Here is a 23962-nt window from a genome sequence, read left to right as displayed (position 1 = left end):
AACTATCATTATTCTCAACTCAACACTTAATATTTATAATACTTCACAACTTTCAATGTCATTTTCTTAATCATTCTTTTTAATAAATCATTAGGCCATTGCGATTCAACTTACTTCTGCAATGTCATGTAGATAAGATTATATAATCTTGTTAATTAAGTATTATTTAATGGAAAATTCCAATATTTATAACTTGCTTGGCTTTGTCGCTAGATCAAAAACACGACAAGATGCACTAAAATCACTACTTGCTGGCGATAAAACCTCAAAACAAATTGCTGAAGAAACAGGTATTATTCAGTCAAGGGTGTCAGTTGTGCTGAAACAATTACGTGACAATAATTTAATTAGCGGCGAAGGAAAAAGAAACATAGTTTATTCAATTAATGAAGATGGGAAAAAGATTATAACGGGTTTGGAAACAAGAAAAATGGGGGATTTGCATGGATGACGAAACATTGGATTTTGTGAGAAGATCCAGTTACAGGCAGAATGTATTAAAAGCATTGGAAGATAATGTATTGATGCCGAAAGAAATAGCTGAGCGCAGCGATATCAAAACTAATCACGTGAGCAAAGTATTAAGTGAATTGAAAAGTAAAGATTTAATTGAAGTTTTAGATGATTCTGTACGTAAAGGAAGATTGTACAGATTAACTGATAAAGGTGAAGAAATAGTGAATAAACTTTAATTTATTCACTTAAACAAACATTTGTTGGAGTAAACCTTTTTTAAAATCATTTACAAAATTAAGTTCTTTATAAATATTATTAATTTTATTATTAACTGTTTCAAAACATGACGCAATTTCATTTTGTTCATTAATAGATGGAACTTCAATTTTTAGTTTTTTAAATTTATTTAAACCCAACGCGTATCTTGTTCCACCTTCTTTTAATGTTAATATTTGCCTTTTGATAAATGAACTATTATTAAGATATTGTTCTAAAAATATATCATTAATATTATTTGTTGTAAAAACAGGATATGCAGGACTTATAATCCCTTTTTCTACAATATTTTGAATATTAAATCTGAATACACCAGTATCACTCATTGATCTGTATGTAAAATAACCTTTAGGAACAATTTTATAGTCTGTAGTGTCTTCACTATTTACATTTTTATCAAAATAATCCGATTGTAAATATATGCCAGATAATGTTGAAGACAATACAGGAAAATTGTTATTTCCTGCTTTTTCTTTATATTCTGATATTAATGAATCAATTTTCATAATTTTCCAAGATTCAGTTTCATCAAATCTTAATTTCTGTGCGAAAATCTGTTGCATCAAATACCTCTTGAAATCCAAATATGATTTACGCTTCTCATCCAATAACTCAATTTTTTTATCAATTGCAGAAAAAAAGTTTGCAATTTTTTCTTGTTCTTTAATTGATGGAAATTTGACGATTGTTTCATTCAAATCCTTTAAATTAATCTTTTGAGGAACTGCAAGTAATAATGATCTTTTTAAAAATTCTTTTTGATATGTTTCTGTTTGTATATATTGATTTAGATAGTAATTATTAATCTTTATTGAACTTAATAATGCTAAACTAACATAAATACTAAATTCATTATTCCAATCAATGACTTTGGATTTTGCAAGAGTTCCTATTCTTGTGAGAAGAATATCTCCAAATTGAGGTTTGCATCTTTTTATTAAGGTTTCATGTTCTTCATAAGCAATAAATTTGGGTGGAGCATCACTAGTTATAGTTTCAACACTATAAAAAGGAACACCCTCATCAACATAATTTGGAGTTGTATGAGTTCCGTCTTGAACTTTGCAAATTTCTTGTAATTTACAGTTTTTCCATTCGTCATCAAATCCGCTAAATCGTAATTTAGGTACTAATTTTTCTTCACTCATTTGTATCATCTCATTTGATTATTGGTGCTCTAATACCTAATTCTTCACAATATTTTTTAATTTCAGCATCGACTTTTTCCATTTCTGCTTCAATCTTTTCTAGTTCATCAACTACTTCATCAAGGTCTATAGGTTCTTCTTCTTCAAATGTATCTACATAACGTGGAATGTTTAAGTTGAAATCATTTTCTTCTATTTCATCTAGTGTTGCTTTATGTGAATATTTTTCTATTTCTTCTCTTGATGTATATGTGTTTATTATTTTGTCTATATCCTCTGATCTTAATTTATTTTGATTTTTAACTTTTTCAAAGTCTTTACTTGCATCAATAAATAATATATCTTGGTCTTCTTCACGACATTTCTTAAATATTAATATGCATGTTGGTATGTTTGTTCCATAAAATAAGTTTGATGGCAATCCTATAACTGCATCAAGATAATTTTTTTCACCAACAAGGTATTGTCTTATTTTTCCTTCTGCAGCTCCTCTAAATAATACTCCATGTGGCAATACAATACCCATTGTTCCGCTTTCATTTAATTGATATATCATGTGCTGTACAAATGCGTAGTCTGCTTTGGATTTTGGTGCTAGTTTTCCATATGCACTGAATCTACTGTCATCAAGGAATGATTTGTCTGCACTCCATTTTGCTGAAAATGGGGGATTGGCAACTACTGCATCGAATTTCATATCTTTGTGTTGTGGATCTTCTAATGTGTCTCCTTGTTTTATGTCAAATTGGTCATATTTAACACCATGTAAAATCATGTTCATTCTTGCTAGGTTGAAGGTGGTGGTATTTAATTCTTGTCCATAATAATGTGCTACTCTTGCTTCTTTTGATATTCTTAAAAGTAATGATCCTGATCCACATGTTGGATCATAAACATCTTTTATTTTTTCTTTTCCCAATGTCACTATTTTTGCAAGAATTTTTGAAACCTCTTGAGGAGTATAAAATTCTCCTGCTTTTTTACCTGCTTCTGATGCAAATTGACTTATCAGATACTCATATGCATCTCCAAGTATGTCTGATTCATCATTATCTAATTCAAAATCAATATCATTTAGTAATATCAATATTTTGGATATTATTTTATTTTTATCTTTGTCTTTTTTACCCAATCTTGGTGAATCTAAATCGACATCATCAAACAAGTTGTCAAAGTCATCTTCACTTTCTGTACCTTGTGAAGAGTTGGTGATTTCATTAAATGCTAATCTTAAATCATTTCTTATGGTGTCTCCAACTTTACATTTAGCTATCATTGAGCTAAACAAGCTTTCTGGACTTATAAAGTATCCTAATGTATCAATACAATCTTCTTTTAAATCTGCTTTAAACTCTTCATCTTCACATGCTTCATTGAAAGTGAGGTCATCTTTTTCAAGTAATTCATTTATGAATTTTTCTTGCTTTTCAGAGAGATATCTGTAAAATATGAATCCTAAAATATAGTTTTTATATTCATTAGCGTCCATATTTCCTCTTAATTCATCTGCAATTGCAAACAATTTAGTTTCCAAATTTGTAGCCATTATTAATTCCACCTATATATTTAAAAATCAAATATATCAAATATTTCTAAAATTTCCTGTTTTACTTTTTTAAGTTTATTCTTTTTGTCTTTGTATTTTAATTCTTTATCTTTAAATGCTTTTTTGATTAAAGTGTCATCTAATTTTTCTGTAAATTCATATTCACTTAATATTTCTCTTGTTACTTCTTCTATTAGTTCTTCTTCTTCAATTAAGTCACATATTGCATCTCTTCTTTCATCTCTTACAAATCTATCAAATTCTTCAGGCACATCCAATCCTTTTTCTTTAATGTCTTGCAATTCAACATCAATAAATTTCTCTATAAGTTTGATTTTACTACGTAAATGTACTGATTGTTCCATTAATTTAATAATCTTTTCTTTTCCTTTATCAAAGTCGGAACCCACTTTCATATCATCTATCAATCCTAAAATGTAATCAACATTGATTTTATCATTAGTCAGTAATTCTAATTCAAAATCTATGTCTTTTAGGATTGATACTGCACCAGGACCCTCTTCAGGAGGGATTGTGTCTTTGATATTTAGGTATGCTCCAGTATAATCTTCATATTCTTGTTCGGTCATTTCAAGATCATCAAATGTGAATTCTGAAAAGACATCTAATTTATTTTTTGTTTTAATTAATTTCTTAAAGGCCAATACAAAATCTTTTTTATCATTTTCACTTTGAAGTTCATATACTTCTTGTGCTGTTTTAACTAAATCACGTAGCACTTTTAATTCTTCATTAAATCTTTTTACAAGATCTTTGTAGGGTGGCAATAGTATATCTTCTATTGGTGCATTGTTTGAAAATAATGCTATTGCTCTGTCTACTGATTCTTTGATTGGTCTGTAACATACAATGTTTCCTTGTGATTTACGTGCATTATATATTCTATTAGTTCTTGAAAATGCCTGCAATAGTGTATGATATTCAAGATTTTTATCCACATATAATGTATTGAGTAATTTACTGTCAAATCCTGTTAAAAACATATTAACAACAAGTAATAAGTCTATTTCTCTGTGTTTCATTCTTTTACAAACATCTCTGTGGTATTCGCCCATTGTGTCTGAATCAAAGTTTGTTCCAAATGTTTCATTATATTCTTTAATATAGTCGTCTAAATGTTCTTGTGAATGTTTTTCTTGTTCATCAAAGTTTTCATTTGGTGCATAAGTAAATATTGTTGCAATTTTTAAATTCGTGCCTCTTTCTTTGTTTTTTTGTTTTAATATTTTGTAATAGTCGTGTATGTATCCTGTTGGGTTTTCTTTTGATTTTTGGGATACTGCAAATATTGCATTGAATTCACGGTCTTTGGTTTTATAATCATAACTGTCAAGAATATGGTCTACAATCATATTTAGTCTATCTGGATGGGCTAAGACTTCAGTTTTTTTGATTGCAGCTACTTCTTCATCAATTATGCCTTCTTTTGTTTTCATTGTGGAATAATAGTCAATTGAAAATCCAAGTACATTTTGGTCAGCTATGGCATCTTTAATCATGTAAGTATGTAATCTTTCTTTGAAAATTGATTTGGTGGTTTTAGTACCCATAGCATTTGCTTCAAATATAGGTGTTCCTGTAAATCCATATGATAATGTGTTTTCAAAGAAGGTTGTTATATCATTGTGCATTTTACCGAATTGGCTTCTGTGACATTCGTCGAATATTAAAATAATATTTTTGTCTTTGATTTTTTCTAATTTTTTCCTTGTGTGTTTCCTATTTACAGCAATGGATAACTTTTGGATAGTGGTTGTAATGAGTTTATTTTTATCACTCAAAAGATTTTTAACTAATGCTCCGGTATGTGCTGATGTTCCTACACACTTTGGACAGAATTTGTTGAACTCTTTATTGGTTTGGTCGTTTAAATCTCTCCTGTCTACAACAAAAATGACTTTATAAATGGATTCTTCTTCTGCGAGTAGTTGGCTTACTTTGAATGATGTTAGTGTTTTTCCACTTCCCGTGGTGTGCCATATGTATCCATTCTTTTTTACTTCTAGTGCTTGATTTAGTACTGCGTCTACTGCATATTTTTGGTATGCTCTTAATACCATTAGTTCTTTTGTTGATTCATTTAGTACCATGAATTTGGAAATCATTTTGGCGATGTTGCATTTTTCTAGGAATGCTTCAGTGAATTTATGGAGGTTGTGGATATTGTTGTTTTCTTTGTCTTTCCAGAAGAATGTGTATCCGAAGTTTATTTTACTTGGACGACCATTAGCAAAATATTTGGTTTCATTTCCATTACTAATGACAAATATTTGGATATATTTGAATAGTCTGTCATAAGATGTTTTCATGTATCTTTTAACTTGGTTGAAAGCTTGTTTGATGTCCATTGAACGTCTTTTAAGTTCTATTTGGATTAATGGTAATCCATTTATTAATATTGTTACATCATATCGGTTTTTATGGGATCCTACCATTGTTATTTGGTTTGATACTTGGAAGATGTTTTTGCACCAGTCTTTTTGGTTTAGGAATTTTATGGATACTGACATTGCGTTATCTCTTTTAATGGTGTATTCATCTCGTAGTTTGTCAGCTCTATCAAATATTGATCCAGAATCAAGATAGGTTAAAATTCTATCAAATTCTTCATCAGATATTGGGGTTCCGTTTAGTTCTTTTTTATTTAATTTTTCTAATTGTATTTTAAAGTTTGCATTGAGTTCTTCTTCATTTTTTATTTTGATAAATTCATATCCCATTTTAGATAGCTGATTTATGAATTTTTCTTCAAGCATTGCTTCGCTTTCAACATCAATATTCATAGTTGCACAACCATATTTGATATGATATTGAATTTGTTGGTAACAGGATATAATTATTATGTTAATACAAAATTGTTGTCAAGGTATAATAACAAGCAGTTACAGAATTTAATATGATGGAGTTAGTAAATATTGTTGCAACTGTCGAAATGGAGAAACCATTTGATTTAGAAGAACTTTTAGTTAAATTACCCAATGTAGAGAAAGCTCATTTTTGGGTTAAGGCTAAAATTCCACCTTATAATAAATATACTGCTTTTTATGGTTCTGGAAAGTTTCTTGTTACTGGTGCTAAAAGTGAAGATGAGTTAAATGAAGTTGCTAACAATGTTGTAGATTATATTCAAAAATATGGCATTGATAATACTATTAAAAATATTAACATTAACAATCGGGTGTATATGGATCAATTAGACTTTGAAGTTGATTTAGAAAAACTAATTGTAGAATTAACTGATTATGATGCTTCTTATGAACCTGAACAATTTCCTGGAATGAACTTCAAAGACAAATATGACCTTACTTATCTTCTTTTTGGTAGTGGTAAAATTACTATTACTGGAGTTAAATCTTTAGAACATTTTGAAGAACATGTTGCAGAATTTAAAGATTTGATTCGTGAAAAATCAGATATATAATTAAATTACTATTTTTACACTTGTATCAATATTGCTATAAGCTTGTAAAATTACAAGTTGATATCAATATTGTCGATATTTATATAGAAATGCTTTTATAATCGTTTTATCAATCATTAATTATGACAAATTTAACTATTGAAGTTTTAAGAAAGATTATTGAACCTGTAGAGTATACTATTGAAGTTGATAATAAGAAAGATATTTTTAAACTTGATTTTTAATTCCTTCAAGTTTGGATTAAACTAATTCGAGGAATTCTTCAAGTCATACATGGATTGAAATGTATTATTCGACAGACTACACCTCACCGATTGGAAAGATGATGGTTGCAAGTGATGGCGAGGCAATTTGCGGAGCATGGTTTTACGGCCAAAAGCATTTTCCATCAACTGATTTTATTGTAAATGATGATTTAGCTATTTTTAATAAGGCCACCGGTTGGCTTGACGATTATTTCAAAGGCAAAAATCCCAAGGTCGATTTCAAGATTAAAGCCCATGGATCCCAATTCAGACAGAAAGTATGGAAAATACTGTCTGAAATTCCACATGGAGAGACAATGACCTACGGGGAGATTGCATCAATGATATCTCCGACAATGTCCGCACAGGCCGTTGGCGGAGCGGTTGGACACAATCCGATATCAATCATGGTTCCATGCCATAGGGTTTTGGGCAGCAATGGAAAGTTGACGGGTTATGCCGGTGGAATCGACAGGAAAATCGCATTGCTGAGAATTGAAGGGATTGATTTTAAAGATGAACGCATGTGATTTTATCACCATTGTGCCAAAATAGAAAATTTTTTAAATTTTCCTGTAAAGATTAATTAATATGGCAAGACATCCTTTACGAACTGTTTTCTGCATTTCACTATTTCTGGTTCTGGTTCTCTTAGGGATTTTCACGAACCTGAATCATCAGATAATCGTTTCGATTGCAATAATTGGAGTGTTTCTGATACTGTTCACTTATGTTTTCACAATCGAAAAGGGGCATGCTGCATTGAATGTCTGCGTAATCATCACTTCATTCATCATCCTTCCGGTGTTTATCTTATTGTATCTAAAAGTGCCGGATTCACTTCCGGTTCCGTGGGGTGGCGTTTTGGCAGTGCTGGCGGTGATTGCTTTTGGAATTCTTGCAGTATATGTCATTTCCAAGCTGAACTTTGTTGAAATTGAATTTTTCGATAGGAAGAAATAGGTTAAGTTTATTTAACCATTTCAATAAATAGGTTTACATGAGCTTGCCTTTAAACATAGTCATTGGTAATGTTATTTCTCTCATAGCAGGGATTTTCATCATTTTAAGCATGTGGGTCAATGATGAGAAGCAGGCCTACAAGTACCAATTCCTTAACGCTTTCATATTGATGATATCCTCGGTGTTCTTTTTTTCATGGACAGGAGTGACCACAATGGCAATTGCGGCATCCCGTAACGCAATGGTTTATAAGGACAAGCTGACATTCAATTGGACGGTATTCTTCATTGTGATATCCGTCGTCCTGGGGTTGCTTGTAAACACATTGGGTTTCATCGGACTGCTGCCGATCATTGCAATAATCCAGATTACCCTCTGCAACTACTATTTGAAAACAATCAAGACAATTAAAATGGGATTCATCCTAAACAGTGCAATTTACATCATTTATTTTTTGGCAATCCTCGATTTCGCATCTGCCGCAATCGAAAGCTTCACCGCCCTTGTAGGTGTTGTCGCACTGATCAGGTTAATTAGGAGCGAACGATAATATAATGATGGGTGTGATAGTTATGGAAACGGTTTTAACCAACGAAAAGGATGAGAGATTCCTGGAGCTTGTCCGTGAACTGGACAGAGGTTATTATGAGCGGATAGGCGATGAGCTGTCAAAGTATGACCAGTACAACGAGTTCACTAAGCCTCATGTGGTCTTGCTTGCCTTGGATTCAGGCCAACCCATTGCATGCGCCAGTTACAGGGTTATGGATGAGGATTCCGTCGAGTTCAAAAGGGTTTACGTTAAGAAAGCTTTCAGAAAGAGAGGAATAGCATATTGTCTCATCAGAGAATTGGAAAAACTGGTGATGAAGGATGATTTCTCCTTTTCCATAATAGTAACAGGAGCCCATAACGTTCCTGCAATCAGGTTGTATGAGAAGTTGGGCTATCACCTGACTGATGATTTTGGCCAGTTCATCGGTGACGACAGCGTAATCTGCATGAGAAAGGAGTTCATGTAATACGGAAAATTTTTTTAGTCACATTGAACAAACCTAGAAAATATGAAAAAACTTGCAATCTTTGATTTTGATGGAACGCTAATAGATTCAATTCATGATGTTGTCAGATACCTCAACGAGGCCCTGTCGATGTATGATTTCCCGACACTGACAAGCGACGAGTATGTCAAGTATCTGGGAGGAAATATCGATGAGATTGTTGCACTCATTCTGGAAGAGAACGCCACTCCCGAAAACATCAGACAAACCAAGGACACCTATCTTGACATCTATTATCGGGCGGAAAAGGAAAACACCGTTCCCTTCCCCAAAAGCGTTGAAATCTTAAGGAAATTGCAGGACATGGGTGTTTTGATAGCAATCAACTCAAACAGGTTCAACGATTCCATCGCCACATTCACCGAAAGGCATTTCTCAGACATTGACTTTTTCATGATAATGGGCCATGATTTTGACTATCCCTCAAAGCCAGACCCTCACGCAGTCCTTGAGATTATCAAAAGGGCTGATGTCGATTTAAGTGAGGTAATCTACATTGGAGACTCCGGAACAGACATCCAAACCGCAAGGAATGCCGGAATCGATTGCGTTATAGTCAAATGGGGTTACGGCAATGAAAGGGACTCGGAAGATGAATATGTCCTTGAGGCGATTGATGATTTTGATGAAATAATTAAATATTTCTAGCGCCATAAATCATATCATGTTATTCGTACAATACCCTAAATGCTCAACATGCCGCAAGGCCAAAAACTGGTTGGATGAACACAATATAGAATATGAATCAAGACATATCGTGGAGGACAATCCTACAGCTGAAGAAATTGAAAAATGGTACAACAAGTCCGGATTGCCTCTTAAGAGATTTTTCAACACCAGTGGAATGGTATATCGTGAAAAGAAACTTAAGGACAAAATCCCTGACATGACAGAACAGGAACAGTTTGACATCTTGGCAACCGACGGAATGCTTGTCAAACGCCCAATTGTCGTTGGCGACGATTTCGTTTTGGTAGGTTTTAAGGTCAAGGAATGGGAAGAGAAGTTATTGTGATTTCATCATTAACTTTAAAAAACAAAAGAAACTAAAATTAATATTGTATAAAATATTTTAGGGGACAAAATATTGTTAGATATAAAGTTATTCAGAGAAAATCCGGAATTGATCATAGACTCTGAAAAGAAGAGATTTAGAGACACAGACAATGTGGAAAAAGTAATAGAATACGACACCTTATGGAGAGAAGGTGAAAGGAAACTCAATTCATTAAGGTCTGAGAAAAACAAGCTATCAAAATCATTCAAAAAGGCAAAGGAAGAAGGCAATTTGGATGAGGTAATCAAAAGATCAAAAGAGGTTGCAGCTGAAATCAAGGAATTGACTGCAAAAAATGCTGATTACCTCAAGCTTCGTGACGATTACAGGTACAAAGTCGGAAACATCATAGATGAGGATGTTCCTATATCAGACACCGAAGACGACAATGTCGTTGTAAGGACATATGGTGAAATCCCAGAACATGACTTTGAGCTGTTAAACCACGTTGATTTGATCAACAAGATTGACGGTGCAGACCTTGAGACTGCGGCAAGCATCGCAGGAGCAAGATTCTATTACCTCAAACGTGACATATTGCACTTGAACCTCGCATTAATTCAATTCGCATTATCAGAACTTGAAGCTGAAGGTTACATTCCAATGCAAACCCCATTCTTTGTCAAGGGGGAAGTCGCAGCGGAAACCTCAGAGCTCGGAGAGTTTGAAGAGACTCTATACAAGGTGGAAAATGAGGACATGTACCTCATTGCAACCGCTGAGCAAACCTTGGCAGCACTTCACAGGGATGAAATCATCAATCCTGATGAGTTACCTTTAAGATACTGCGCATTATCCACCTGCTTTAGGAAAGAGGCAGGGTCACACGGTAAGGATACCCTGGGAATATTCAGGGTTCACCAGTTTGAAAAAATCGAACAGTTCATCTATTCAGCACCTGAAGATTCCAGAAATCAGCACGATCACCTGATGGAAGTCACCGAAAGGATCTATCAAAAGTTAGGTCTTCCATATCAGATTATAGCTATCGTGTCATCCGCTTTGAATGACAATGCAGCCATCAAATATGACCTTGAGGCATGGTTCCCAGGTTCAGGCGCATTCAGAGAATTGGTATCATGTACCAACTGTAAGGATTACCAGGCACGTAAGACAAAGACCCGTGTCGGTAGAGCAGGTTCTGGAGACGCTCAAATCCTGCACACCCTAAACAGTACTGCAATTGCAACCGAAAGAACAATGTGCTGCATTTTGGAAAATTATCAACAGGCTGATGGTAGTGTTAAAGTTCCTGACGTGTTAGTCCCTTACATGAACGGAAAAACTGTCATTGAAGCAAAAAAATAGTTAAAAAGTTTATTTAAATAAATAAACTTCTTTTTTTTTAATTATTCTGATTTTGTTGGAATGAATGGTATTATCGCTTCAGCTAATCTGCTGATTGGCATACTTTGTATCCATACTTTTCCAGGACCGGTTAATGTAGCGAAGAATAGGCCTTCGCCTCCGAATAACATGTTTTTAGCACCTTTCACCCTTTGGATATCAAAGTCAACGGTCTCTTCCATTGCAGCAACGTGTCCTTGGTCGATGATTAATTTTTCACCTGGTGCAAGGGTCCTTTCGATAACTTCTCCGTCTATTTCTAAAAAGAGCATTCCTTCTCCAGTGAATTTTTGAAGGATGAATCCTTCTCCACCGAAAATTCCTGCTCCCAGTTTTTTTCTGAAGTGCATTTGGATGTCAACGCCTTTCTCTGAAGTTAAAAACGCATTTTTCTGACCGATTATTGAGTTTGATCCGTTAAGTCTTATTGCAAGGATTTTTCCAGGATAGCATGATGCGAATCCTATTTCTGCGCCATCCTCTTGTGCAGTGAAGAAGCTTAAAAATATTGTGTCTCCGGATAATGCTCTTCCAAGTCCCTTAATGAGACCGCCTCCGGTATTTGTTTCCATTTTAATGTTTGGAGTCATAAAAGCCATAGCTCCGGTTTCATCTTTCATTGTTTCTCCCTTTTGTAATCTGCAGATTACAACAGGAAATGCTCCACCTTTAATCTCATATTCCATTTTGTCACCTAATATCTATTTTAAAATTTGATATAATATTTCTTATATTTTAATTAATATTAATAATTATTTTTTTATTATATTAGGTCAAAATATAATAATTAGATAATTATTATGGTGATTTTATGAAAACAGTAGTTATTAATGCCAGTCCAAGGAGAAAGTGGAATACCGCACAAATCATGAAAGAGGCTGCAAAAGGTGCAGAATCTGTTGGTGCGGAAGTGGAATACATTGATTTATATAAGCTCGATTTGCACGGATGCATGAGCTGTCTCATCTGTAAGAAAGCTGATAATGAACGTTGCAAATGCTATTGGAAGGATGAGCTATCCCCATTGATTGAAAGGATATTGGATGCGGATACCCTGTTGATCGGCTCTCCGATATACTTCAACGAGCCTACAAGCCATTACCGTGCACTGATGGAAAGGCTGATATTCTGCATACTTTCATATGACGGTTTCGGATCATATTTTGAGGGCAAGGTCAATGTGGGTCTGTTTTTCACAATGAACGCTCCTGAGGATTACTATGAAACCATGATGGAGGATTATCTACAGTCATCCTCCCAGGTATTCGGCATGTTGAACGGCGAAGTTAAAATCTATCCAGTATTCAATACTTTACAGGTCAATGATTACTCCAAATATGCAATGGGAGCCTTCGATGAGGAAGATAAAAAATTAAGTCGTGAAAAACGTTTCCCTGTTGACTTGGATGCCGCTTTTAAAATCGGTGCGGAGTTATCCAAATGAAGACAGTAGTCGTTAACGCAAGTCCAAGGAAGAAATGGAACACATCAGAGATATTGCAGTCCGCCCAAAAGGGTGCCGAATCAGTTGGTGCCGAAACAGAATACTTCAACCTGTATGACATGGTCTATACCGGCTGCAGGAGCTGTCTTGTCTGCAAGCTCAAGGACAAGACCAAGGGCAAGTGCTACTGGAGGGATGACCTGACACCTTTGATTGAAAAGATTCTGGACGCCGATTGCCTTTTAATTGGTTCTCCGATTTACTTCGGCCATCCCACAAGCGAGTTCATGGCCCTTATTGAAAGGCTGATATTCTGCATAATGTCATATGATGACGGTTCAAGCTATTATGCCGGAAAGGTCAATGTAGGGATATTCTACACAATGAACGCCCCTCTGGAATTCTATGAGAACTCAATGAAGGACAGTCTGGCAACAACGGAATACCTGTTTTCCTTTTTGAACGGTAAAATCGTCTCATACCCTGTCTGCGACACCATGCAGGTCAGCGACTATTCAAAATATAACATGAACGGCTTTTCACAGGAGGCAAAGGAAAGGCAATGGATCATGCAGTTCCCGAACGACCTGGAGAAGGCCTTTGAAATAGGTGCGGAGCTGTCAAAATGAAGACCATAGTCATCAATGCAGGTCCTAAAAGAAGGGATTGCAATGCTCGATTGGCAAAGTCTGCCTTAAAGGGTGCCGAATCCGTTGGAGCCGATGTGGAATATGTCGACCTGTACAAACTGGACCTTTCAGGTTGCAGGGTTTGTCTTATCTGCAAGAATGATGAGGATGTCTGCAAATGCTTTTGGAGGGATGAGCTTTCCCCATTGATTGAAAGGATTTTTGATGCGGACTGTGTCTTGATTGCAGCCCCAATATTCTTTTCACAGCCTACCAGCCATTACATGGCATTTCTTGAGAGACTGATTTACTGCATGGTTTCCTATAAGACAGGCAACAAGTTCAAGGGCAAGGTCAACGTTGGGCTTTTCTATACAATCAACTATCCTATGGATTATTTCGAAAAGTCAGTAAGGCCCCACATGAAGCAGTCTGAGGATTTGCTTAAGATGCTGAACGGCAATGTTGTCATTGAAACCTATCAAAACATTTCCAAGAACATGTCCTCAAGTTCAACAGATGATGAGCTGAAACTGAAAAGGGAACAGTTTGCCCGTGATTTGGAAAGTGTTTTTGAAATAGGTGCCGAATTGAGCAGTTAATTCGCTTTATTTTTTTTTAAATTTTTCATGTATACATTTTTTAAAAATGAATACATTTATATACTACTTCTTTACAATATTTAATTGTATACAAAAATTCACTTTGTAATACAAATATCGGAGTGATGACATGACAAACCAAAAAAGAACCAAAAAATTTGAATTCGGAAATGAAAGATTCGGGGGATCATACACTCCAGGGGACTTTGAAATAAATTTCCCGGAAGACATGTCCCGCGAAGAGTTCGGCAGAATATTCCATGAGAAGATGCTGGCATTGCACAAGAAATACAGCGATGACGATGAGGAGGATGTTTCCACTCACAAATCCAAAAGGGAGAATCTAAAACCATTGAGCATACGTGTAAAGCCACATACCAAGGAATTCTTCAAGAACCATTCAATCCTCTCTGCAAGAGATGTCCTTGAAATGTATGAGGAATTCAACAATGGAAGTGAAGCATTCATAAATTCATTACTCGAAGAGGAAAAGCAATTGGAAAGCGAACTGGCAGAAATTCAGGAAAAACTACACAATGCGAAATTATTCAAGGAAAAACTAGGTGATTTGGAACCTGAAAACGAGGTTCTCACCGATGAGGACAAACTCCTAAAATTGAAACAGCAGTACGAAAGATCAGAAGTAATAGAATTCGGTAATGAAACTTCAATCGGCAAGGCTCAAAACGAAATCATACAGCATATCCAGATGTATAACACATTGAAGGTTGACGCTTACGGTAATGATTATATCGTCCTTACCGTATACACCAACGCACAACCTGTAGTGTTCTACTTCAAAAACGAATGTGCGGATGATGACATATCAGAAATCCTGTCACGCGTTAAGGAGTTTTGCGCCGAAAGCGACATAGACTTCAAAGAATTCGAATCACATATTTAAACATTTTCGAAGTGTGCAAACGTGCTTTTTCACACTTCAACTATTTTTATTTAAAATAAGGACCAAATCTATAAACTGGATTTCACAGAAATCCTAGACTTGGTTAATTATAATATTTGATAAGTTTTGAACTATAAATTCGTGTTTAATTGGTGATGGTTGGGAAAATTTCCTTTTTTTAAATAATTAGCCAAGTCTTTAATCTGATAAAAGCAAAGCAATTCCTTCTATGATTAAGACTATGCCAATGATTATTGCAATGTATATAGGCTCTGACATTGCGAATATTGCAAGTGCGATTGCAATGAGTCCCATTAACAATACCAATATTGAAGTAAAGGTAGATACACGGCTCATTCTGGATACAAGTCCAGTGATACCGAAGACTATCATGATAAATCCTACAAGGTAGAATTGGATACCTACAAGGAATGATAATGCATCAATATAGAATATGAACAAGAATCCAAATATGACAGCTATTAGTCCAATTATAATAGTTATCACTGAAAAGGTATTGTCAACATTGTTTCTCATGTTGATTCCCATGAATATAGCTGAGATTCCAAAAAACAGTAAGCTTAGCCCAACAATTATTGAGACCAATCCTGCTGAAAACATTGGGAAAATCATGAAGATTAAACCGAGAATTATGCTTAATATTCCAGCACCTTTGTTAATCATTAGAATTCACCTCCATTTAAATAAACTAATTATTTATATGATGAGTATATTATTTAAAAATATGTCTGATTTTGAAGAAATTATTAATACAAGAAGAAGCATTAGGCAATACGCAGATAAGGAAGTCAGTGACGAGGATATCCTTAAGATATTGAAGGCAGGTATGCAGGCCCCAGGATCAAGGCTTGGAGCCGAACCGTGGGAGTTTGTAGTTATCAAAAACAAGGATACTCTAATGAAACTGGCGGAAATCAAGCCTAGGGTAAAGACAGCTCCTGTTGCAATACTGCTTGTGGCAAACATTGACAGGGCATTCTATAAGGCACATTGGCAACAGGACATGTCAGCTGCCTGTGAAAACATGCTGCTTGAAGCCGTAAATCTTGGATTGGGCGGCCTTTGGAACGGTGTTGCACCAACCGAAGAAACAATGGCTAAGGTAGCTGAACTGTTTGATTTGGACAATGAAACACATGTTCCGTTTTCCATAGTCACTATCGGATATCCTGCCGAAGGATGGGAAAACAAGTTCATGGACAAGTTCGATGAGGAAAGAATACATTATGAAAAATACTGAATACGATTTCAAAAGCGTGACTGACAGGCACAACACCAATTGCCTCAAATGGGACCTTTTCGATGATGACCTGCCGATGTGGGTGGCTGATATGGACTTCAAGGTGGCTCCGGCCATTCAGGAAGCCATCCAAAACAGGGCAAGTCATCCGGTATACGGATATACTGTAGTTCCGGATGAGCTGTTTGAAGCTTATATTGGCTGGTGGGCGAGAAGATATGGTTTGAACATGTCCCGTGAGGATATGGCATATGCGATGGGAGTGATGCCGTCAATCTCATCAATGATAAGGTGCCTGACCGATGTGGGCGACGAGATACTGATTCAGTCACCGGTCTATCACGTTTTCTTCTATTACATTGAGGACAACAATCGCAAGGTCCTCGAAAATGAACTGATTTATGAAGATGGCAAGTATAGGATTGACTTTGACGATTTGGAAGAGAAGCTGTCAAGGGTCAAGATGATGATTCTCTGCAATCCCCAAAATCCCGTAGGAAAGATCTGGTCAAGGGAGGATTTGGACAGAATCGATGAGCTTTGCAGAAAGCATGACGTGATTCTGATTTCAGATGAGATTCACTGCGATTTGACAGATCCTGGAGTTAAATATAATCCATTTAAAGCCAATGACAATGTCATAAGGTGCCTGTCCCCTTCAAAGTCATTCAACATTGCAGGATTTCAAAGCTCCATAGTTCACTGTACAAACCCTGAGCTTTTAGAGAAAATCAAGACTCAAATGCATGTGGACAATTCAGATTCATGCAATGTGTTTGCCACAACGGCTGTGATTGCGGCTTACAATGATTCAGAGGATTGGTTTGAGGAGCTGAGGGAAGTCCTCTATGAAAACAAGCAAATGGTTAAGGATTATCTGGCCAACGAATTGCCAGTGGTAAGGCTGGTTGAATGTGATGCGACATATCTGCTTTGGCTTGACTGTTCTGAGTTAAATACACAATCAAAAGTTTTATCTGAATTTCTAAGGCAAAATCAGGGACTCTTCCTGTCTGCAGGAAGTGACTTTGGCGAATGCGGCGATAATTTCTTGAGAATGAACATTGCATGCCCTCCGGAATTGCTGAAGGACGGATTGGCAAGACTTAAGGCAGGTGTAATCGCCTTGAACAACATTAACAGGCTATCAAAAAATATCTGAGGTGTTAAAATGAAAAAATGTCCTAATTGCGGTTCTGTAATTGCGGATTTTGAAGTGTACTGTGAGTTCTGCGGATTTGACCCGGACTATGATTTCGGTGATTGGGAAGAGGAATGATCTTCTCACTCAATCGAATCGATGAAGCTTTGTATCAGCCAGTCTGAGATGCTGATGTCTGATCCGTATCTTATTATCTCATCCTTTTTAAACCAGTTGGCCTTCACGATTTCATCACCATCAACCTTAATTTCGCCTGAATCGTAGTCTGCGGTAAAGGCCAGCATAAGTGAATTTGGGAACGGCCAGGATTGGCTCCTTTGATATTCCAGATTTTTGATTTTAACTCCAACTTCCTCAAGAACCTCCCTATGCACGGCTTCCTCGATGCTTTCGCCCGGCTCTACAAATCCAGCTATTAAAGCGTACCTTATGTTGTCATGATAGCTGTGTTTTGCCATAAGCAATTCGTCACCATTTCTGATTGCCACAATAATTGCAGGAGCGATGCGAGGATAATGGTTTTGTCCGCATGAAGGGCATTTTAACATCATGTCCTTTTCATCTATTTGGGTCTCTGTTCCACATCGTCCGCAAAACCTGTGTGATACATACCAATCCCTTACAAGTACGGCTTTTCCGGCAATGTGGTAAAGGTCATGGTCAAACTCATAAACCTCCTGCAAAGGGTAAAATGATTCATCACTTTCAACATTAACAACAAAAGCTTTTGCATCCTTATAATCTCCAATATAAAAACAAAAATCAATTTTAAAATCATCCAATGATTTAGGCAATTTCTTATCCTCATTTAAATATAATTCTCTTTCATTGTTGAAAATGAATAAATAATCATCACTGTCTGGTGTTTTTGTTTCATCAAAATTGACTTCATAGTTTTCATAAAGGGATTTTTCTATCATGATTCTTATTTTGTAGTAGGTTTTATATGAAATTAATTACAAAAGTTATAATGGTGATATTTAATGGTATCTGAAAAAATGGAAAAGGCTTTAAACGGCCAATTAAACGCTGAAGTATACTCAGGATATTTATACTTATCCATGGCAGCTTACTTTGAAGATGAAGACTTAGATGGATTCGCTAACTGGATGAGAGTCCAAGCTGAAGAAGAATTAGAACACGGAATGAAATTCTATGACTACATCATAAGAAGAGGAGCTTCCGTAACATTAACCGCTATTGAAGGACCTCAAACCGAATGGGATTCTCCAGCAGCAGCATTCAATCACGTTCTTGAACACGAAAAAATGGTAACTGGTCTCATTAACGACTTAGTTGATTTGGCTATTGAAGAAAAAGACCATGCAACCAACAACTTCTTGCAATGGTTTGTTGAAGAACAAGTCGAAGAAGAAGAAAACGCTATGGAATTAGTCGCAAAAATCAAATTCGCAGAAGGCGACAACAGATTAATGTATGAACTTAACAAGGAATTAGGTGGACGTGCACCTTCCGAAGACTAGATTAACTTCTAGTCATCACTTATTTTTTTTTAAAGATAAAATGTATTCCGAAGGCCCAACCGATGAAGCACAGGTAGATTCTAGTCAATTTGACGGAAAATTACTTGGTGAAAATGAATTAGGCAGTGTACATATTCATGGTCCTTTTGGAAATCCTGACTCAAAAATCACAATAGCCTATGTAATTGGGATGCATCCTCTTGAAAGCAAATCCCATAGGGCACTGTTCGAGGAACTGACAGCTAAGGACAATTTGAACTACTGCTATTTCCTCTATAACATCAACGTCAATGACAAGGCTTCAGAAACGGAGGGGCGCCTTGAAGGACAGAAACTGGCTCAGGAATTTATTAGAGATGACATAATCAACAAGAAATATGATTTGTTCATGGACATCCATTCCAACAGAGGTCCGAAAGGTCCGGGCGATTATCAAATAACCAATTTCGTTTTTGCACCGGGTTTTGATGAGAAATCCGAAAGGTATATGGAAGAGATAATTGACAGAATCGATGAGATTGTCTATTACGCTCCAGAATTCAGATCAAGCCCTCCATACATTACCGAACCGACAGCAAAAGCCGGAATTCCAACACTTGTCTATGAATGCTTTTCCTATGAGGAATTTGAATACACTAGCCGATTGGCATCAAAATTAGTTGATGCTGTTGATAATTTGGATTTCTGATTTTTTAATTTTTTAATATATAAAAGAAAACTTTATAAAATCATATTAACATATATAAATAAGATATTATTTTAGGATGTGAAAAAATGATTATTAGAGCACCTTCAAGAATACATATGTCCCTTATTGACTTGAACGGGTCATATAGAAGAGTCGATGGTGGAATTGGTCTAGCATTAGCTGATCCACAATTTGTATTGGAAGTTGAGCAAATCGATAGCGGAATCGAGCTTGAATTTGCAGACACTGTAACAGACGAGGAAGCTATTTTGGAATGTAAGGAAAAAATCCCTGATGCCGCTCAAAAGACTATTGAGCACTTTGACATTGATGCAGGGTTCAAATTTATCGTACATCAAACTTACCCTCCACATTCCGGTTTTGGAAGTGGAACTCAAATTGCTGTTTCAACAGCTCATTTAATAACAGAAACAATGGGAATTGAAATCGAAAGCCGTGAATTAAGCAGCATTGTTGGAAGAGGCGGAACTTCCGGTATCGGTACATACACCCACGATTTAGGTGGTTTCATTGTTGATGGTGGACACAGCAAAGAGGAAAAACCTCTGTTCTTGCCGTCCGGTGCATCACAGGCAAAACCTGCAACATTAATTGCAAGATATGAATTCCCTGAAGAATGGAATATCTTAATCGCAATTCCTCACATTGAAAAGCATATGGAAGGGGATGATGAAGTGGATGTATTCCAGACCTATTGTCCAATCCCTAAGGAGGAAGTTGAACAGGTATCTCACTTGATTTTAATGAATCTCGTACCATTCATGCTTGAAAAAGACATCAAAAACTTTGGATGGGCTGTCAGTGAGCTTCAAAAAGTGGGATTCAACAAATTGGAACACTCACTTGATGACAGTTACTTGCCTACCATGAAAGCTATTGAGGAAGCTGGAGCTTATGGTGTAGGTATCTCATCATTCGGTCCTGTTCTCTACACCATGTTTGACGAGTCAAATGAATTCATTGTAGAGAAAACCAAAGAGATTATTGGTGATAAGGGAACTGTCTTTGTCACTAAAGCACAAAATCATGGATATGTTATTGAAAAATAACATTTCTCATTTCTTTTTTTTAAAATAAGTTTAATTTAATATATAATTAGACTAAAAAACACTCAATATTAAAAAATAAAATAGGAGTAGCGGATAAAAATCCAACTACTTTAAAAACTTAACACTCAAATCCGCCGTCACATCTGATGATTTGACCGTCTACGAATTCAGATTCGTCAGAAGCAAGGAACAATGCTAATGCAGCAATATCTTCTCCTTGACCAACCCTTTTCATAGGAGCTCCGTCAACCATCATTTGTAATGCTTCTACTCCACCAATACTATCTACCATAGCGGTGTGGATAGCACCAGGAGCAATACCGTTACATCTTATTTCAGGACCAAGTTCGAATGCCATGGATTTGGTAAGACCTGCAATAGCGTGTTTGGATGAGATGTAGCCTACAAATCCAAAGTGTGCAGCGTAGGATGCTACTGAACAAGTGTTAATTACAACACCTTTTCCTTTTTCTTTCATTACAGGAGCTACCAATTGGGTTAAGTATAATGGAGCGTATACATCAACTGCAAATACTTTGTCCCATTCCTCTTTGGTAATTTCTAAAAGAGGGGTTACGCTTAAAAGTCCTGCATTGTTGAAAAGAATGTCGACAGTTCCATATTCTTCAATGGTTGCATCAAAGATTTTTTTGATGTCGTCAACATTAGCCATATCAGCAATGACTGCGAATGCTTCTCCGCCAGCTGCCTTAATGTCATCCACTACAGCGTTTGCTCTTTCTTCGTTTCTTCCAGTTACAACAACTTTTGCACCTTCTTCAGCGAATAATTTGGCTGTAGAACGACCCATACCGGAGGTTGATCCGGTGACGATTGCTACTTTTCCGTCTAGTTTTCCCATTTTAATCACCTAAATTTTTAAACAATCATGATGTCATGATGTTTATGATTAAATGTATGATGTAAAATATATTTAATATTTTCCAATTGATTTTAATTTTTTATAAATATTTTTTAGTTAATAACACAAAAAGTCATTAATCATCAAAAGTATTATGGGTTGGGCCATATTTTGTCAAAAAATAAATAACATCATGACAAAAATAATAATAGGTGATTATTATGGATAACAAAGAAAAAGTAATCGAGGCATTTAAAAATTCAGAAGAACCTTTGAATGCAAAAAAAGTCAGTGAACTGTCCGGCGTTGAGAAAAAGGAAGTTGACAAAATAATGAAAGAACTGAAAAAGGATGAAACAATCGTTTCTCCAAAAAGATGCTATTGGACATTGGCCGAATAGTGTCTATAAAAAAAATAGAATTTACTAAAAAAGAATTCATTTTCTTTTTTAGTTTATAAATTATAAACTTCCTCTGCTGGAACAATAGTAAATCCGTGAGCAGTTAGAATTTCTATAAGTCTGTCAATATCGTCTGCATGCAATAACAATATGGCTTTGCCTTCTTTGTTATGACTGAATGCATAAAGATATTCCAAATCAATTAAATTGTTTTTAATGGCTCTTAAGACGGTGGTCAATCCTCCAGGTGTGTCATTCATTTCAACAGCAATGATTTCGGTAATCTTGACCAGGTAATTGTTTTCCTCAAGAGCTTCTTTTCCTTTGATTGGATCGTCAACAACAAGTCTTAAGATACCGAATTCGGAAGTGTCCGCCATGCACATTGCCCTGATGTTGACGTTAGCGAAAGTGAGCACTTCCAGAGGTTTTGATAGGCTTCCCATTTTGTTCTGTAAAAATATTGATAGTTGTTTGATTTTCATGTTGTCACCTCAGTGTAGGTTTCTCTCATCGATAACCCTTTTTGCCTTTCCTTCAAATCTTGGCAGGGTTTTTGGTTCCACTAATGTTACTTTAACCCTTATTCCTGTTTCGTTTTCTATTGATTTTCCGATTTTATTTTGAACTGCCATCATTTCCTTGACGCCGTCGAAGAAGATGTCCTGTGAGACTTCCACTTTTACTTCGATTTCATCCAAAGTGCCAGGTCTGGTAACTATAATCATATAATGAGGCTCTGCATCGCCGACCTTGAGCAACGCTTTTTCAATTTGTGATGGGAAAATAGCCACTCCTTTCACTTTAATCATGTCGTCGGATCTTCCGGTAATTCTGCTCATTCTTGCATGTGTCCTTCCGCATTCACATTTTTCATAGGTAATCTTGGTTAAGTCTTTTGTTCTGAATCTGATTACAGGCATTCCTTCACGTTCTAAGTTTGTTAAGACCAGTTCTCCAGGAGTGTTTTCCCCCAATACTTGTTGGGTGTTTGGATCGATGATTTCTGGGTAATAGATGTCTTCTGCAATGTGCAGACCTTTTTGGGCTTCACATTCGATACCTACTCCAGGACCCATAAGTTCTGTCAATCCGTAGATGTTGTAGGCCTTGGTTCCGAAGAGCTCTTCCACCCTTTGCCTGATTTCTTCGGTCCATCCTTCAGCTCCGAATCCTATTGCTTTGATTCCCAATTCTTTTGGGTCGATTCCATCCTCAAGGGCAACTTCAGCAAGGTGTATTCCGTAAGATGGTGTGAAGATCAATCCGGTCGCCCCGAAATCCTTCATTATCTCGATTTGTCTGCGGGTTTGTCCGGTTGAAATCGGGATGATTGCGGCGCCGACCTTGTGTGAACCGTAGTGGACTCCGAATCCTCCTGTAAACATTCCGTATCCGTGGGTGTTCTGTAGGATGTCATCCTCACCGATTCCCATCATGGTCAATCCTCTTGCTATGGTTTCAGCCCATGTGTCAAGGTCTTTTTCTGTGTATCCGGATACCACAGGTTTTCCGGTTGTTCCGGATGATGAGTGTAATTCCTTAATTTCTTTGATGTCTACAGCAAAAAGTCCGAAAGGATAGCTTTCGCGCAAGTCATCTTTTGTTATGAATGGTAATTTTTCAATATCCTTTAAAGTCTCTATGTCTTCTGGATAAACTTCTGCTTCACTGTATCTCTTGTTGTAATAAGGTATTTTTTCAAATGCTCTTTTTACAGTGCTTTGAAGCTTTTTTAATTGTAATTCTTCAAGGTCTTGCCTTGGCATAGTTTCAATTTCTTCGTTCCAAAACATGTTTTGCCTCATTAATTTTTTAGTATAATAATATTATTCTATTTATCTACCTTAAAGTTTTTCAAATCAAAAGGCTTTTAATCTTTCATTTATAATATTATTATTGATGATGTATTAA

30 protein-coding genes are annotated in these 23962 nt (G+C 36.0%); 21 read left to right on the top strand and 9 right to left on the bottom strand.

Translation table 11 applies throughout. The annotated features are described in order from the left end of the window. Positions 1-169 precede the first annotated feature (169 nt). Together MBBTH_RS02270 and MBBTH_RS02265 are read left to right on the top strand one after the other, a co-directional pair. Positions 170-451 (top strand): ArsR/SmtB family transcription factor, encoded by a 282-nt coding sequence (locus tag MBBTH_RS02270; RefSeq protein WP_116591429.1) that lies wholly within the window; start codon positions 170-172, stop codon positions 449-451. Continuing rightward, on the top strand, positions 444-692 hold the full coding sequence (locus MBBTH_RS02265) for a winged helix-turn-helix domain-containing protein (RefSeq protein ID WP_116591428.1): 249 nt from the start codon (positions 444-446) through the stop codon (positions 690-692). The genes MBBTH_RS02270 and MBBTH_RS02265 overlap by 8 nt, the downstream gene beginning before the upstream one ends. 9 nt (positions 693-701) lie before the next feature. Here MBBTH_RS02265 and MBBTH_RS02260 read toward each other — a convergent pair whose 3' ends face one another. The 3 genes from MBBTH_RS02260 to MBBTH_RS02250 are packed head-to-tail and all read right to left on the bottom strand — an operon-like array spanning position 702 to position 6230. Next, positions 702-1880 (bottom strand): restriction endonuclease subunit S, encoded by a 1179-nt coding sequence (locus tag MBBTH_RS02260; RefSeq protein ID WP_165814007.1) that lies wholly within the window; start codon positions 1878-1880, stop codon positions 702-704. Positions 1881-1890: 10 nt separating this feature from the next. Further along, a complete protein-coding gene (locus MBBTH_RS02255) occupies positions 1891-3426 on the bottom strand; it encodes a type I restriction-modification system subunit M (RefSeq protein WP_116591426.1) in 1536 nt (511 codons plus the stop codon). 20 nt (positions 3427-3446) lie between these two features. Beyond that, positions 3447-6230: a type I restriction endonuclease subunit R gene (locus tag MBBTH_RS02250; RefSeq protein WP_243409621.1), complete on the bottom strand. Its 2784-nt coding sequence runs from the start codon at positions 6228-6230 to the stop codon at positions 3447-3449. Positions 6231-6343: 113 nt separating this feature from the next. On the opposite strand from MBBTH_RS02250, the gene MBBTH_RS02245 reads away from it, so the two are divergent. From MBBTH_RS02245 to serS, 8 genes are all read left to right on the top strand, one after another. Then, entirely contained in the window at positions 6344-6868 is a 525-nt protein-coding gene (locus MBBTH_RS02245) for a TBP family protein (protein ID WP_116591425.1), read from the top strand. A gap of 283 nt (positions 6869-7151) precedes the next feature. Further along, on the top strand, positions 7152-7643 hold the full coding sequence (locus MBBTH_RS02240; protein WP_116591424.1) for a methylated-DNA--[protein]-cysteine S-methyltransferase: 492 nt from the start codon (positions 7152-7154) through the stop codon (positions 7641-7643). A 61-nt stretch (positions 7644-7704) separates the two neighbouring features. Then, a complete protein-coding gene (locus MBBTH_RS02235; protein WP_116591423.1) occupies positions 7705-8076 on the top strand; it encodes a hypothetical protein in 372 nt (123 codons plus the stop codon). 37 nt (positions 8077-8113) lie between these two features. Next, positions 8114-8626, top strand: a complete 513-nt coding sequence (locus tag MBBTH_RS02230) for a YgjV family protein (protein WP_116591422.1) — start codon at positions 8114-8116, stop codon at positions 8624-8626. Positions 8627-8648: 22 nt separating this feature from the next. Then, the gene (locus MBBTH_RS02225) at positions 8649-9098 is read left to right on the top strand and encodes a GNAT family N-acetyltransferase (protein WP_165814006.1); all 450 of its coding nucleotides are present in this window, start codon (positions 8649-8651) and stop codon (positions 9096-9098) included. Between the two features lie 42 nt (positions 9099-9140). Further along, positions 9141-9785, top strand: coding sequence for an HAD family hydrolase (locus MBBTH_RS02220; protein ID WP_116591420.1), 645 nt, complete (start codon positions 9141-9143; stop codon positions 9783-9785). A 16-nt stretch (positions 9786-9801) separates the two neighbouring features. Beyond that, on the top strand, positions 9802-10152 hold the full coding sequence (locus MBBTH_RS02215) for an arsenate reductase family protein (protein ID WP_116591419.1): 351 nt from the start codon (positions 9802-9804) through the stop codon (positions 10150-10152). A 72-nt stretch (positions 10153-10224) separates the two neighbouring features. Further along, positions 10225-11502 (top strand): serine--tRNA ligase, encoded by a 1278-nt coding sequence (gene serS, locus MBBTH_RS02210; protein ID WP_116591418.1) that lies wholly within the window; start codon positions 10225-10227, stop codon positions 11500-11502. 41 nt (positions 11503-11543) lie between these two features. Here the strand turns inward: serS and MBBTH_RS02205 are convergent, their stop codons facing one another. Then, positions 11544-12227 carry a TIGR00266 family protein gene (locus MBBTH_RS02205; RefSeq protein ID WP_116591417.1) on the bottom strand — a complete coding sequence of 228 codons (684 nt, stop codon included), beginning with the start codon at positions 12225-12227 and terminating at the stop codon, positions 11544-11546. A 125-nt stretch (positions 12228-12352) separates the two neighbouring features. Here MBBTH_RS02205 and MBBTH_RS02200 point away from each other — a divergent pair, with 125 nt between their 5' ends. From MBBTH_RS02200 to MBBTH_RS02185, 4 genes are all read left to right on the top strand, one after another. Beyond that, entirely contained in the window at positions 12353-12985 is a 633-nt protein-coding gene (locus MBBTH_RS02200; RefSeq protein WP_116591416.1) for a flavodoxin family protein, read from the top strand. After that, entirely contained in the window at positions 12982-13614 is a 633-nt protein-coding gene (locus MBBTH_RS02195; protein ID WP_116591415.1) for a flavodoxin family protein, read from the top strand. The genes MBBTH_RS02200 and MBBTH_RS02195 overlap by 4 nt, the downstream gene beginning before the upstream one ends. Then, positions 13611-14216: a flavodoxin family protein gene (locus MBBTH_RS02190; protein ID WP_116591414.1), complete on the top strand. Its 606-nt coding sequence runs from the start codon at positions 13611-13613 to the stop codon at positions 14214-14216. The genes MBBTH_RS02195 and MBBTH_RS02190 overlap by 4 nt, the downstream gene beginning before the upstream one ends. Before the next feature lie 130 nt (positions 14217-14346). After that, a complete protein-coding gene (locus MBBTH_RS02185; RefSeq protein WP_116591413.1) occupies positions 14347-15120 on the top strand; it encodes a hypothetical protein in 774 nt (257 codons plus the stop codon). 198 nt (positions 15121-15318) lie between these two features. Here the strand turns inward: MBBTH_RS02185 and MBBTH_RS02180 are convergent, their stop codons facing one another. Further along, positions 15319-15804, bottom strand: a complete 486-nt coding sequence (locus tag MBBTH_RS02180; RefSeq protein ID WP_116591412.1) for a DUF308 domain-containing protein — start codon at positions 15802-15804, stop codon at positions 15319-15321. Positions 15805-15865: 61 nt separating this feature from the next. Here MBBTH_RS02180 and MBBTH_RS02175 point away from each other — a divergent pair, with 61 nt between their 5' ends. From MBBTH_RS02175 to MBBTH_RS02165, 3 genes are read left to right on the top strand one after another with little or no spacing between them, the layout of a single operon-like run. Continuing rightward, complete coding sequence (locus MBBTH_RS02175) at positions 15866-16381, top strand: nitroreductase family protein (protein ID WP_116591411.1); 516 nt, start codon at positions 15866-15868, stop codon at positions 16379-16381. Then, positions 16368-17543, top strand: coding sequence for a MalY/PatB family protein (locus tag MBBTH_RS02170; RefSeq protein ID WP_116591410.1), 1176 nt, complete (start codon positions 16368-16370; stop codon positions 17541-17543). The genes MBBTH_RS02175 and MBBTH_RS02170 overlap by 14 nt, the downstream gene beginning before the upstream one ends. Before the next feature lie 9 nt (positions 17544-17552). Continuing rightward, positions 17553-17660: a zinc-ribbon domain-containing protein gene (locus MBBTH_RS02165; protein WP_116591409.1), complete on the top strand. Its 108-nt coding sequence runs from the start codon at positions 17553-17555 to the stop codon at positions 17658-17660. A gap of 5 nt (positions 17661-17665) precedes the next feature. Here MBBTH_RS02165 and nudC read toward each other — a convergent pair whose 3' ends face one another. Further along, a complete protein-coding gene (gene nudC / locus MBBTH_RS02160) occupies positions 17666-18463 on the bottom strand; it encodes an NAD(+) diphosphatase (RefSeq protein ID WP_116591408.1) in 798 nt (265 codons plus the stop codon). A gap of 63 nt (positions 18464-18526) precedes the next feature. Between nudC and MBBTH_RS02155 the strand changes: the two genes are divergently transcribed. The 3 genes from MBBTH_RS02155 (at position 18527) to MBBTH_RS02145 (ending at position 20785) form a co-directional block, all read left to right on the top strand. Then, positions 18527-19027: a ferritin gene (locus MBBTH_RS02155; RefSeq protein WP_116591407.1), complete on the top strand. Its 501-nt coding sequence runs from the start codon at positions 18527-18529 to the stop codon at positions 19025-19027. A 40-nt stretch (positions 19028-19067) separates the two neighbouring features. Then, positions 19068-19715 carry an adhesin gene (locus MBBTH_RS02150; protein WP_116591406.1) on the top strand — a complete coding sequence of 216 codons (648 nt, stop codon included), beginning with the start codon at positions 19068-19070 and terminating at the stop codon, positions 19713-19715. 86 nt (positions 19716-19801) lie between these two features. Then, complete coding sequence (locus tag MBBTH_RS02145; protein ID WP_116591405.1) at positions 19802-20785, top strand: beta-ribofuranosylaminobenzene 5'-phosphate synthase; 984 nt, start codon at positions 19802-19804, stop codon at positions 20783-20785. A 118-nt stretch (positions 20786-20903) separates the two neighbouring features. Here the strand turns inward: MBBTH_RS02145 and MBBTH_RS02140 are convergent, their stop codons facing one another. Continuing rightward, positions 20904-21647 (bottom strand): SDR family NAD(P)-dependent oxidoreductase, encoded by a 744-nt coding sequence (locus MBBTH_RS02140; protein WP_116591404.1) that lies wholly within the window; start codon positions 21645-21647, stop codon positions 20904-20906. A 221-nt stretch (positions 21648-21868) separates the two neighbouring features. Between MBBTH_RS02140 and MBBTH_RS02135 the strand changes: the two genes are divergently transcribed. Beyond that, the gene (locus tag MBBTH_RS02135; RefSeq protein ID WP_116591403.1) at positions 21869-22048 is read left to right on the top strand and encodes a MarR family transcriptional regulator; all 180 of its coding nucleotides are present in this window, start codon (positions 21869-21871) and stop codon (positions 22046-22048) included. 53 nt (positions 22049-22101) lie between these two features. Here the strand turns inward: MBBTH_RS02135 and MBBTH_RS02130 are convergent, their stop codons facing one another. Both MBBTH_RS02130 and MBBTH_RS02125 read right to left on the bottom strand, forming a co-directional pair. After that, positions 22102-22533, bottom strand: a complete 432-nt coding sequence (locus tag MBBTH_RS02130; protein ID WP_116591402.1) for an acetolactate synthase — start codon at positions 22531-22533, stop codon at positions 22102-22104. A gap of 9 nt (positions 22534-22542) precedes the next feature. Further along, positions 22543-23844, bottom strand: a complete 1302-nt coding sequence (locus MBBTH_RS02125; protein WP_116591401.1) for a phenylacetate--CoA ligase family protein — start codon at positions 23842-23844, stop codon at positions 22543-22545. Positions 23845-23962: the final 118 nt, after the last annotated feature.

It is taken from the genome of Methanobrevibacter thaueri (assembly GCF_003111625.1).
Taxonomy (GTDB): Archaea; Methanobacteriota; Methanobacteria; order Methanobacteriales; family Methanobacteriaceae; genus Methanocatella; species Methanocatella thaueri.
The sequence above is the reverse complement of the archived record's forward strand: the minus strand, read 5'-3'. Positions and strand labels throughout refer to the sequence as shown.